At 55.9% G+C, this 12580-nt stretch carries 10 protein-coding genes and 1 pseudogene; 2 read left to right on the top strand and 9 right to left on the bottom strand.

Annotated features, from left to right (window positions below; translation table 11 throughout):
- Positions 1–10 precede the first annotated feature (10 nt).
- From lspA to AC4ICF_RS03480, 4 genes and pseudogenes are all read right to left on the bottom strand, one after another.
- On the bottom strand, positions 11–511 hold the full coding sequence (gene lspA / locus AC4ICF_RS03495; protein WP_028015470.1) for a signal peptidase II: 501 nt from the start codon (positions 509–511) through the stop codon (positions 11–13).
- Positions 511–3327 carry an isoleucine--tRNA ligase gene (gene ileS / locus AC4ICF_RS03490; RefSeq protein ID WP_316379710.1) on the bottom strand — a complete coding sequence of 939 codons (2817 nt, stop codon included), beginning with the start codon at positions 3325–3327 and terminating at the stop codon, positions 511–513. The genes lspA and ileS overlap by 1 nt, the downstream gene beginning before the upstream one ends.
- A 45-nt stretch (positions 3328–3372) precedes the next feature.
- Positions 3373–4299, bottom strand: a complete 927-nt coding sequence (gene ribF / locus AC4ICF_RS03485; RefSeq protein ID WP_116342430.1) for a bifunctional riboflavin kinase/FAD synthetase — start codon at positions 4297–4299, stop codon at positions 3373–3375.
- 7 nt (positions 4300–4306) lie between these two features.
- Positions 4307–4525: pseudogene (locus tag AC4ICF_RS03480) on the bottom strand (DUF2575 domain-containing protein).
- Positions 4526–4626: 101 nt separating this feature from the next.
- Between AC4ICF_RS03480 and rpsT the strand changes: the two are divergent.
- On the top strand, positions 4627–4890 hold the full coding sequence (rpsT, locus tag AC4ICF_RS03475; protein ID WP_003856458.1) for a 30S ribosomal protein S20: 264 nt from the start codon (positions 4627–4629) through the stop codon (positions 4888–4890).
- 57 nt (positions 4891–4947) lie between these two features.
- Here the strand turns inward: rpsT and nhaR are convergent, their stop codons facing one another.
- The 4 genes from nhaR to dnaK form a co-directional block, all read right to left on the bottom strand.
- Positions 4948–5847, bottom strand: coding sequence for a transcriptional activator NhaR (gene nhaR / locus AC4ICF_RS03470; protein WP_080328999.1), 900 nt, complete (start codon positions 5845–5847; stop codon positions 4948–4950).
- A gap of 58 nt (positions 5848–5905) precedes the next feature.
- Positions 5906–7081, bottom strand: a complete 1176-nt coding sequence (gene nhaA, locus AC4ICF_RS03465) for a Na+/H+ antiporter NhaA (RefSeq protein ID WP_116342428.1) — start codon at positions 7079–7081, stop codon at positions 5906–5908.
- 173 nt (positions 7082–7254) lie between these two features.
- Positions 7255–8400 carry a molecular chaperone DnaJ gene (dnaJ, locus tag AC4ICF_RS03460; protein WP_008502040.1) on the bottom strand — a complete coding sequence of 382 codons (1146 nt, stop codon included), beginning with the start codon at positions 8398–8400 and terminating at the stop codon, positions 7255–7257.
- An 87-nt stretch (positions 8401–8487) separates the two neighbouring features.
- Positions 8488–10401: a molecular chaperone DnaK gene (gene dnaK, locus AC4ICF_RS03455; protein ID WP_163330292.1), complete on the bottom strand. Its 1914-nt coding sequence runs from the start codon at positions 10399–10401 to the stop codon at positions 8488–8490.
- A 296-nt stretch (positions 10402–10697) separates the two neighbouring features.
- On the opposite strand from dnaK, the gene satP reads away from it, so the two are divergent.
- On the top strand, positions 10698–11264 hold the full coding sequence (satP, locus tag AC4ICF_RS03450) for an acetate uptake transporter (protein WP_061099280.1): 567 nt from the start codon (positions 10698–10700) through the stop codon (positions 11262–11264).
- Here the strand turns inward: satP and AC4ICF_RS03445 are convergent.
- Positions 11241–12563 carry an MFS transporter gene (locus tag AC4ICF_RS03445; protein WP_116342423.1) on the bottom strand — a complete coding sequence of 441 codons (1323 nt, stop codon included), beginning with the start codon at positions 12561–12563 and terminating at the stop codon, positions 11241–11243. The genes satP and AC4ICF_RS03445 overlap by 24 nt on opposite strands.
- Positions 12564–12580: the final 17 nt, after the last annotated feature.

Below are 12580 nucleotides of genomic sequence, written 5' to 3'. Positions count from 1 at the left end.
GGCGAGTGTGTTACGCCTGCTCTTTCGCGGCCGGTTTAGGCAAGAAGCCTTCCAGCACGATTAACGCCGCACCGATGCAAATTGCGGTATCGGCCAGGTTAAAGGTCGCGAAGTGCCAGTCGCCGACGTAGAAGTCGATCATATCGACCACAAAGCCGTGCCACAGGCGGTCAAACAGGTTGCCCAGCGCGCCGCCAATGATCAGCGCGTAGGCAATGTTATTCAGCTTTTGCGTGGCCTTTGAGCGGTACATCAGCACGGCCAGCACCACGCAGATACCGAGAGCGATACCCGCAAAGAACCAGCGCTGCCAGCCACCGCTGTCGGCAAGGAAGCTAAACGCCGCGCCGTAGTTGCGTGCATAGTGCAGGTTAAGCGACGGGAACAGCGAAACCGTCTCCCCCAGAGCAAAATTTTGGAGGATCAGGAACTTGCTGCCCAGATCGATAATCAGCACCACCACAACCAGCCACAGCCAGCGCAGTCCTGTTGAACAGAGAGTTTTACTCATCAGGCAAACTTACGTTTTTCGCCGTCACCGGCGACGTTGCTTACACAGCGTCCGCAGATGTCTGCGTGTTCCGCCACCTGGCCGATATCGGTAGTGTAATGCCAGCAGCGCGGGCACTTCTCACCTTCGGCTTTGCTCAGCGCGACTTTCAGCCCTTTGAGCAGCTCGCTCTGCTGAGCATCAGCAGAAGCCTCGGCATAATCCGCAACTTTTGCTCCGGAGGTCAACAGGACAAATCGCAATTCATCGCCCAGCGCGGTCAGCTTCGCCGCCAGCTCAGGTTCGGCGTACAGAGTCACTGCCGCTTCCAGAGAGCCACCAACTTTCTTATCAGCACGCGCCTGCTCGATCACCTTGTTCACTTCGCCACGCACTTTCAGCAGCTCGTCCCAGAAGGCATCGTTCATTGCTTCGGTGCTGGAGAGATCGAACAGACCTTCATACCACTCGCCGGTGAAGACATATTTCTCACGGTCGCCAGGCAGATAGCCCCAGATTTCATCTGCGGTGAAGGACATGATCGGCGCCATCCAGCGCACCAGCGCTTCTGCGATATGGAACAGCGCGGACTGGCAGCTACGGCGCGCCACGCTGTCCGCCTTCGCGGTGTACTGGCGGTCTTTGATGATGTCGAGGTAGAACGAGCCCATCTCGATGGAGCAGAAGCGCATCAGGCGCTGCACCACTTCGTGGAAGTCGTAGGACTCATACGCCTTAACGATGTCTTCCTGCGCCGCTTTCGCGCAGCCTACCGCCCAGCGGTCCAGCACGACCATCTCTTCCGGTTTCACCATGTCTTTCACTGGATCAAAACCGTTCAGGTTCGCCAGCAGGAAGCGCGCGGTGTTACGGATACGACGATAGCTGTCAGCAGCACGCTTCAGGATCTCGTCAGATACCGCCATTTCGCCGGTGTAGTCGGTAGAGGCTACCCACAGGCGCAGGATATCCGCGCCCAGCTTGTTCATCACGTCCTGCGGAGAAACGGTGTTACCGATGGATTTGGACATCTTACGGCCCTGTCCATCCACGGTGAAGCCGTGAGTCAGTACCTGACGGTAAGGCGCTTTACCCTTCATCGCGGTGGAGATCATCAAAGATGACATGAACCAGCCGCGGTGTTGGTCAGAGCCTTCCAGATACATATCGGCAGCGTGGCCGGCAAACTCCGGACGCACATCGACCACGGAGGCGTGAGTAGACCCGGAGTCGAACCACACGTCCAGGGTATCCGGCACTTTCTCGTAGTTGTCCGCGTCCGCGCCCAGGATGTCACGGGCGTCGAGATCCCACCACGCCTGAATTCCGTCAACTTCAACGCGCTTCGCCACTTCTTCAATCAGTTCCAGGGTGTTCGGATGCAGTTCCTGCGTCTCTTTATGCACGAAAAGAGACATCGGCACGCCCCAGGTACGCTGACGGGAGATACACCAGTCAGGACGGTTAGCCACCATGGATTCGATACGCGCCTGGCCCCAGTCCGGGATCCACTGCACGCCTTTGATCTCTTTCAGAGACTGCTCGCGCAGGCCTTTCTGATCCATGCTAACGAACCACTGCGGGGTCGCACGGAAGATGATTGGCGTCTTGTGACGCCAGCAGCACGGATAGCTGTGCTGCATTTTCTCAACGTGCAGCAGCGCGCCGCTGGTGCGCAGCATGTCAACGATAATGTCGTTCGCTTTGAAGACGTTGATGCCGTCCAGCGCCGGATAGGTGCCAGGCAGGTAAAAACCGTCCGGGCCAACCGGATTGGCGATTTCAAGACCGTACTTTAGGCTGATGTTGTAGTCGTCAGGACCGTGGCCACCGGCGGTATGTACCGCACCGGTACCCGCGTCCAGCGTCACGTGGTCGCCCAGGATCGCCGGAACGTCGAAGTCCAGGAACGGGTGTTTGAAGCGCATCAGCTCCAGCGCGTCGCCTTTTACGGTACCCAGCACGGTGTAGTCGGTGATATTCGCGCGTTTCAGCACGCTTTCAACCAGATCTTTCGCCAGGATAACCGCGCGGCCATCAATCTGCACCAGCGCGTATTCGAACTCGCCGGAGAGCGAGATTGCACGGTTGGCTGGCAGCGTCCATGGGGTAGTGGTCCAGATCACCAGAGAGATCGGGCCGCTAACGCCAGGCAGACCGAATTTACCTTTAATGGCATCCTGATCGACCGCTTCGAAGGCCACATCGATAGAAGGTGAAGTTTTGTCGTAATACTCCACTTCCGCTTCTGCCAGCGCAGAGCGGCAGTCCACGCACCAGTGCACCGGCTTCGCGCCTTTATGCAGGTGACCGTTACCGATGATTTTGCCCAGCGCACGGATGATGTTGGCTTCGGTTTTGAAGTCCATGGTCAGGTACGGGTGCGACCAGTCGCCCAACACGCCCAGACGGATAAAGTCAGCGCGCTGGCCTTCAACCTGGGTGGCAGCGTATTCGCGGCACTTCGCGCGGAACTCTGCAGCGGTAAACTTCTCGCCAGGCTTGCCAAACTCTTGCTCCACTTTCAGCTCAATGGGCAGACCGTGGCAGTCCCAGCCCGGAACGTAAGGCGAGTCATATCCCGCGAGTCCTTTGGACTTCACGATAATGTCTTTCAGAATCTTGTTTACAGAGTGACCAATATGAATGCTGCCATTCGCATATGGAGGGCCATCATGCAGAATGAAGGTTTTTTTGCCTTTTTTAGCTGCACGAATGATGCCGTACAGGTCATCATCGGTCCAACGCGCCAGCATTCCCGGTTCGCGCTTGGCGAGATCGCCGCGCATCGGGAACCCTGTTTCCGGCAAATTCAGGGTTGATTTATAGTCACTCATCAGATTCTCGGTTCCGTATTTATCACGTAGGCAGTTAAGCCGGTTCTATAGCCCAAAATACTCGCGGGCCGTCAATTCATCTCGCGCGATTTGCGCCTTAAGTTCATCCAGCGAAGCAAATCGCTGCTCGTTGCGTATTTTTTTACGCAGTATCACATCTATATGGCGACCATAAAGGTCCATTACAACGTCCAGCAGGTGCACTTCTAGCTGTTGACGCACACCGGCAACGGTCGGACGCGTGCCAATGTTGGCAACGCCGTAAAACGGCTTATCGCCAAGTCCTGCTACTTCCACCGCATAGACCCCTTTAACCGGGGAAACCTGACGACGCAGCGGTATATTCGCCGTCGGGAAACCTATCGTGCGGCCCAGCGCGTCGCCATGGACCACGCGGCCAGAGATAGTAAATGGATGTCCCAGCAGAGTTTCTGCCGTCTCCAGTTCATCATTAGCCAGCGCCTGACGCACCGCCGTGCTGCTGACGCGCACGCCGCCTTCACAGAAGGTCATCGCGCTGGTGACGTCAAAACCGTACTCCAGACCAGCCTTCTGTAATAGCAAGAAATCGCCCTGACGACCAGCGCCAAAGCGGAAATCATCCCCCACGGCGAGAAACTGTACGCCAAGACGCTTAACCAGCAGGTCGCTGACGAAATTTTGTGCTGTCAGTGCGGCAAAGCGACGATCGAAACGCACGCACAATACGTAGTCCACGCCGGACTCTGCCAGGTAGCGCAACTTTTCGCGCAGGCGAGTGAGGCGGGCGGGAGATTTATCGCCCGCGAACAGCTCCAGCGGCTGTGGCTCGAAAATCATCACCACAACGGGCAGGCCACGGGCCTCCCCTTCTTTACGCAATCCCTGCAACAGCGCCTGATGACCACGATGCACGCCGTCGAAATTACCAATAGTCAGCACGCACCCGTGTGGGGCTCTGCTGAGATTATGTATGCCGCGTATCAGCTTCATGTCTGGCTCAAAACAGTGAAAATCGCCAAAGTATACCTTGTACAGCGGTTAAGGTTAACCGGCGATTGTTCGCGCAAAACAGAAAGCCGTAATGATTTCATCAGGCTGACCTTTCACAGCGAAAAAATCTGCCCGTGAACTGCGATTTTTACGCCGAAAGGCTGTATTCACGAAAGACAAGCTGGTAGAATCCTGCGCCATCACTACGTAACGTAGCGTCGCTAATTAACGGCGCTTATTTGCACAAATCCATTGACAAAAGAAGGCAAAGAGGGCATATTCCTCGGCCTTTGAATTGTCCACATAGAACATATTTGGGAGTTGGACTTGGCTAATATCAAATCAGCTAAGAAACGTGCCGTTCAGTCTGAAAAGGCTCGTAAGCACAACGCAAGCCGTCGCTCTATGATGCGTACTTTCATCAAGAAAGTATACGCAGCAATCGAAGCTGGCGACAAAGCTGCAGCGCAGAACGCATTTAACGAAATGCAACCAATCGTGGATCGTCAGGCTGCTAAAGGTCTGATCCACAAAAACAAAGCAGCGCGTCATAAAGCAAACCTGACCGCGCAGATCAACAAACTGGCTTAATCGCCACTTGTTGTTGCTTGTTTAAAGAACCCGCTTAACGCGGGTTTTTTTATGTCTTCAAAACGCCGGTGGCGTAAATAGCGCCGAGTAGTCACGGTTGCAGATTCGCTGCACCGCCGGATGCTGAATCATCCTTTCGGCGAATATGGCGTGGTACTCTTCCATCACGTTATCTACCCTGCCAATCTCCGTAATCTTATCGTCTGAATAGAGATCGTGCGCATAGAGCGTTGGTGCCACGAAGATCGCATTATGCGCTTCGCCGAAGGCTTTCATCAGCGCCGCATCGTCAAACTCACCGAGGATCTCCACGTTCAGCCCCTGTGAGTTAAACCAGTTCAGCAGCTTGCGTCCCAGCATGGAACGCCTTCCCGGCACCAGCAGGCGACGCTCTTCGAGACAGGCCGGGAAAGGTTTCTCCGGCGGTGGATTGATGCACCAGAAGCTCACGCCGCATTCGCCAATTTTCACCGAGAACAGCCCCTCCTGCTGTGTGGAGTCGATGGGGCAATCCGAGATAATCATGTCCAGCTTATGCTGGCTCAGCTGCTCCAGCAGCATCTCGTGGGTGGATTCAAAGCAGCGCAGGTGGATTTGTTCATCCTCTACCACGGCGGCATCCAGCACGCCGCTCACCAGCCGTTTGGAGAGCGCATCCGCCACGCCCACGTCAAAGAGCAGGTTCGACTCTTTGCGGTAGTTGACGATATCCAGCATCTCCTGGCTCAGGGTGAACATTTTGTCCGCATAGCGGAAAACCAGTTCACCCAGCTCGCTCGGCTCAATCCCACGGCCCTTTCGCTTGAAGAGCTTGCCCTGCAGACGTTCTTCCAGGGCTTTAATTTGCCCGGTGATGGTTTGCGGCGTCAGGTAAAGCGCCTCTGCGGCCCCCACGACCGAGCCCTGTTTATAGACGTGCCAGAAGTAGTACAGATGGTTGTAATTTAAATGAGACATCGCGTCTTCTCTCCCTGAGTGTGTATCGGGAGAAGGATCGCCTCCTCCCGGTGTTCCGCTATGCCTGGACGGCCTGTCCGGACAACTTCACCTTCAACAAGGTATAGCCAATCACTGCGGCCAGTAATGACCCGATGAGAATGCCGAGCTTCGCCCAGACGATGAGCTCAGGCGCGTTTGCGCCAAACGCCAGCGTCGAGATAAAGATCGACATGGTAAATCCAATGCCGCACAGCACGCCGACGGCCATAATCTGACCAAAGCTTGTACCGTTCGGCAACGACGCCAGCTTCATCTTCAGCGCCAGCCAGCAGAAGAGGCTGATCCCCAGTGGCTTACCGATAAACAGCCCGGCAATAATGCCCAGCGGCAGGACAGACGTCAGCCCGTCCAGCGTAACGCCCTGCAGGGAAACGCCCGCATTGGCAAACGCAAACAGCGGCAGGATCATAAAGGCGACCCACGGATGTAGTACGTGTTCCAGCTGTTTAGCGGGAGACTTTCCGTCCTGCGGCTTAAGCGGCACGAAGAAGCCGACAATCACGCCTGCCAGCGTGGCGTGCACGCCGGATTTCAGCACTGCCGTCCACAGCACCATCCCCACCAGAATATAGATACCGATGCGGCGAACATTGAAGATGTTCAGCAGCGCCAGCACTGCAATCGCCCCGGCGGCCACGCTCAGGGACAGGATCGACAGATCGCTGGTGTAGAACAGCGCGATAATCACAATGGCGCCCAGGTCATCAATAATCGCCAGCGCCATCAGGAAGATTTTCAGCGCAACCGGAACGCGGCTACCGAGCAGGGCTAAGACACCGAGCGCAAAGGCGATATCCGTTGCGGCCGGGATAGCCCAGCCGTCACGCGCGACAGGATCCTGCCAGGTAAATGCGAGAAAGAGCAGCGCCGGAACGACCATCCCGCCAATGGCAGCGATCACCGGAAACGCCGCGCGCTGGCGGCTGGCGAGCGAGCCGAGCACCAGCTCGCGCTTAACTTCCAGTCCTACCAACAGGAAGAACACCGCCATCAGCGCATCGTTGATCCACAGCAGCATGTTCTTGTTAATTTCCAGCGCCCCGACCTTCAGCTCGACGGGTGTTTCCAGAAATGCGTGATAGAGATCGCGGGTCATGCCCAGGTTAGCCAGCCCCATCGCGGCCGCCGCGGCAATAATCAGGATCACACCACCGGACGCCTCACTGCTAAAGAAACGGTGTAGTAATTTCATTTATGTTCTCTCTTTTACAACAATACCTCGATAAAACCATAATACCAAGCCAAATAGCTCGGCAAAAACAGATTAATATTGAGTATAGACTCAGTTTTACCGATCGATATCGGCAAATAAAAAAAGCCCGGAATCGCTTCCGGGCTTTTTGAAGATGAACACCAGCTAACGAACTAGCGGGTCAAATCATCGAAGAATTTTTTGACGCCATCAAAGAAGCTTTTGGAGCGCGGGCTGTTTTTCTCGCCCGTTGGGCCGCCAAAGCTCTCCTGAAGCTCTTTCAACAGCTGTTTCTGCTTGTCGTTCAGGCCAACCGGCGTTTCCACGACGACGCGGCACAGCAGGTCGCCCTGAGCACCACCGCGAACGGATTTCACGCCTTTGCCGCGCATGCGGAACAGCTTGCCGGTCTGGGTTTCGCCAGGGATTTTCAGATTGACGCGACCGTCCAGCGTCGGCACTTCGATTTCACCGCCGAGAGCCGCCATCGCGAAGTTGATCGGCACTTCACAGTACAGGTTGTTGCCTTCACGCTCGAAGATGGCGTGCTGTTTCACCTGAACCTGAACGTACAGATCGCCTGCCGGCGCGCCGTGCTCGCCTGCTTCACCTTCACCCGCCAGACGGATGCGGTCGCCCGTATCAACGCCAGCCGGGATCTTAACGGACAGGGTCTTGGTTTTCTCAACGCGACCATGGCCGTGACACTTGGTGCACGGATCTTTAATCAGCGTACCGCGACCGTGACAGTGCGGACAGGCCTGCTGTACCGCGAAGAAGCCCTGACGCATCTGTACCTGGCCGGAGCCGTGACAGGTTGGACAGGTCTGTGGCTGGGTACCCGCCTTCGCGCCGCTGCCGTGGCAAACATCACACTCTTCCAGCGTCGGAATACGGATCTCTTTCGTGACGCCACGAACGGCCTCTTCGAGAGTGAGATCCATGTTGTAGCGCAGGTCTGCGCCGCGCGCCGCGCGCTGACGACCACGACCGCCGCCAAAGATATCGCCGAACACATCGCCAAAGATGTCGCTGAAATCCGCACCGCCGCCAAAGCCGCCGCCACCGAATCCACCGCCGCCCATGCCGCCCTGTTCAAAGGCTGCGTGGCCGTACTGGTCATAGGCCGCACGTTTTTGTGCATCGGTCAGGACTTCGTAGGCTTCTTTGATCTCTTTAAATTTTGCTTCAGCCTCTTTGTCACCCTGGTTACGGTCCGGGTGGAATTTCATGGCCAGGCGCTTATACGCCTTTTTGATTTCACGCTCTTCCGCAGTTTTCGGAACGCCTAAAATCTCGTAATAGTCTTGCTTTGCCATTGGTTTTTTTAAGCCCCTTAACATGCGAGCACGGGCGTGGAGAGTTCTCCTACGCCCGTGCCGATTAATTACCCTGCATCAGGGCGATTATTTTTTGTCTTTAACTTCTTCGAACTCAGCGTCGACAACGTCGTCGTCTTTCGCGTTGTTCGCAGAAGCGTCAGCGCCCGCCTGCTGCTGTGCGTGCTGCTGCTGAGCGATTTCCATCAGCTTCTGGGAAGCCTGTGCCAGCTCCTGCATCTTCGCTTCGATATCCGCTTTGTCTTCGCCTTTCAGAGACGTTTCCAGCGCGCTCAGTGCAGCTTCGATAGCAGTTTTGTCTTCCGCTGGCAGTTTATCGCCCGCTTCTTCAACCTGCTTACGGGTGCTGTGCAGCAGATGGTCACCCTGGTTACGGGTCTGAACCAGCTCTTCGAACTTACGGTCGGATTCCGCGTTAGCTTCGGCATCACGAACCATTTTTTCGATTTCCGCTTCGTTCAGGCCAGAAGATGCCTTGATGGTGATCTTCTGCTCTTTACCGCTGTTTTTGTCTTTCGCAGACACGTGCAGGATACCGTCAGCATCGATATCGAAGGTGACTTCGATCTGCGGCATGCCGCGCGGTGCCGGGTTAATACCATCCAGGTTGAACTGACCCAGAGATTTGTTATCAGACGCACGTTTACGCTCACCCTGCAGCACATGGATGGTTACCGCAGACTGGTTGTCTTCAGCGGTAGAGAACACCTGGCTGTGCTTTGTTGGGATGGTGGTGTTTTTGTTGATGAGCGCAGTCATCACGCCGCCCATGGTTTCGATACCCAGAGACAGCGGGGTAACGTCCAGCAGCAGTACGTCTTTCACTTCACCGGTCAGAACGCCACCCTGAACCGCAGCACCGATAGCAACCGCTTCGTCCGGGTTCACGTCTTTACGTGGCTCTTTACCAAAGAATTCAGCCACTTTCTTCTGAACCATTGGCATACGAGTCTGACCACCCACCAGGATAACGTCCTGGATATCAGATACAGACAGGCCAGCATCCTGCAGTGCAACTTTCAGCGGCTCGATAGAACGGTTCACCAGGTCTTCTACCAGGCTTTCCAGTTTCGCACGGGTCACTTTGATGTTCATGTGTTTAGGACCGGTCGCGTCTGCAGTGATGTACGGCAGGTTCACGTCGGTCTGCTGAGCGGAAGACAGTTCGATCTTCGCTTTCTCAGCGGCTTCTTTCAGGCGCTGCATTGCCAGCGGATCGTTACGCAGGTCAATGCCCTGATCTTTCTTGAACTCGTCAACGAGGTAGTTGATCAGACGGGTATCGAAGTCTTCACCACCCAGGTGGGTATCACCGTTGGTTGCCAGAACTTCGAAGGTTTTTTCGCCGTCAACTTCGTCGATTTCGATAATAGAGATATCGAAGGTACCACCACCCAGGTCGTAAACCGCGATAGTACGGTTGCCGACTTCTTTATCCAGACCGTAAGCCAGCGCAGCCGCGGTTGGTTCGTTGATGATACGTTTTACTTCCAGACCTGCGATACGGCCAGCATCTTTAGTTGCCTGACGCTGAGCATCGTTGAAGTAAGCAGGAACGGTAATAACAGCTTCAGTTACCGGCTCACCCAGATAATCTTCAGCGGTTTTCTTCATTTTTTTCAGCACTTCAGCAGAGATCTGCGGTGGTGCCGTTTTGGTGCCTTTCACATCAAGCCACGCATCGCCGTTATCTGCCGCGATGATTTTGTAAGGCATGATAGAAACGTCACGCTGAACTTCTTCGTCCTGGAAGCGGCGGCCAATCAGGCGTTTGATCGCAAACAGGGTGTTTTGCGGGTTTGTCACTGCCTGACGTTTAGCCGGCTGACCAACCAGAGTTTCACCATCCTGGGTATAAGCAATGATAGAAGGCGTGGTGCGATCGCCCTCGGCGTTCTCCAGCACGCGTGCAGTAGTGCCGTCCATAATAGCTACACAAGAGTTGGTAGTACCCAGGTCGATACCAATAATTTTACCCATCTAAACGTCTCCACTAAAAATTCAGTCAACATGTGGTTGTGTACCTGTAATAAGGGCAGAACGTGCTTTTTCAACTGCCCAGATTTGATTTTTTTCAGGTCCACACACTGCGGTTGACTACAAGATGGGGTCGCGACGGCATCCATCAAGGGGGAACGATAAAAAAAATTTTAATTTCACCCTGATGAGATCATAGACGGCGTCGATGCCGCCCATTATGATGCCGCGCCCCGTCAGGGAGAATTGACGCGGGTTTAACCATTTCACCATATTAATGATGATTTTTTTGAGGACTTATGGGCAACACTAAGTTGGCTAATCCGGCTCCGCTGGGCCTGATGGGTTTTGGCATGACCACCATTCTGCTGAACCTGCACAACATCGGGATGTTCCCGATGGACGGCATTATCCTGGCGATGGGCATTTTTTACGGCGGTATCGCGCAAATCTTCGCGGGCCTGCTGGAATATAAGAAAGGCAACACCTTCGGCTTAACCGCCTTCACCTCTTACGGCTCGTTCTGGCTGACCCTGGTCGCCATCCTGCTGATGCCTAAAATGGGCCTGGCAGACGCGGCAAACGCCCACTTCCTGGGCGTCTACCTGGGCCTGTGGGGCGTCTTCACCCTGTTCATGTTCTTCGGCACCCTGAAAGGCAACCGCGCACTGCAGTTCGTCTTCCTGAGCCTGACCGTGCTGTTCGCCCTGCTGGCGATTGGCCACCTGGCGGATAACGAAGGCATCGTTCACGTAGCAGGCTGGATTGGCCTGGTGTGCGGCGCAAGCGCTATTTACCTGGCAATGGGTGAAGTGCTGAACGAACAGTTTGACCGCACCATTTTACCGATTGGTGAAAAACACTGATCCCTCTGTCGTGCCCGCCTCGCGGGCACGATACTCTCCCGCCTGACGAAGCCAAACGCCTAATCCCAGCCCCATCAGCGAGAGCGCGAGTACATACCAGGCAGGCGCCATCGGCGACACCCCCATCATCACCGTGACCACTATCGGCGTCAGCCCGCCGAAAATGGCATACGCGACGTTATAAGAGAACGAGATCCCAGTGAAGCGAACCTCCGGCGGGAAGGCGCGCACCATGACGTAAGGCACAGCACCCACTACGCCCACGCACAGCCCCACGATACCGTACAGCAGGAACAGCTGTTCAGGATGAGTGCCCGCCAGATGGTAGAACGCCCAGCTGGACGCGGCCAGTAGCAGGCTGCCGACAATAAAAGTCAGGCTGGCACCGAAACGATCCGCCGCCAGCCCGGCGGCCAGACAGCCAAAGCAGAGCATGATTGTCGCGATACTGTTCGCCTGTAAGGTCACGGCAGGGGCGAAACCGTACTGTTTCTGCAGCCACACCGGCGACATCAAAATCACCACCACAATGCCCGCCGACAGCAGCCAGGTGAGCAGCATCGACACCACCACCGCTTTTTTATGACGCACCACGACGGCTTTGACCGGCAGCTCCTGCGCCAGCGCCTTGCGCTGCTGCATTTCGAGGAAAATAGGCGTCTCCTGCAGCCAGCGGCGCAGGTACATTGCCACCAGGCCAAACGCCCCACCCAGCAGGAACGGAATACGCCAGCCCCAGTCGTGCACGGCCTGCTGCGTCATGCTGGTGTTGACTATCGTCGCCACCACCGACCCCAGCAGGATCCCGACGGTCAGCCCCGCCGTTAACGTTCCGCAGGCGATACCGATGCGGCGGGCAGGAACGTGCTCCGCCACAAACACCCAGGCCCCCGGCACTTCCCCGCCGATAGCCGCGCCCTGGAGAATGCGCATTAGCAGCAGCAATAGTGGGGCGAGAATGCCCATTGAGGCATAGGTTGGCAGCAGGCCGATGGCCAGCGTCGGCACCGCCATCAGCAGGATGCTCAGGGTAAACATCTTCTTACGCCCGACAAGATCGCCAAAGTGGGCCATGATGATGCCGCCCAGCGGACGCGCCAGATACCCGGCAGCAAAAATGCCGAAGGTTTGCACCTGACGCAGCCATTCCGGAATATCCGCCGGGAAGAAGAGCGCCCCCACCACGGCGGCGAAGAAGACAAAGATGATGAAGTCGTAAAACTCCAGCGCGCCGCCTAAGGCGGCGAGCGTAAGGGTTTTGTAGTCCTGTCGATTCAGAGGTCGGGTGTTATGTGACATAGCGAACCATTGTGCAT

It is taken from the genome of Enterobacter sp. ECC_219_Taxon_10, assembly GCF_058354905.1.
This window is presented reverse-complemented; position numbering and strand designations above follow the sequence as displayed.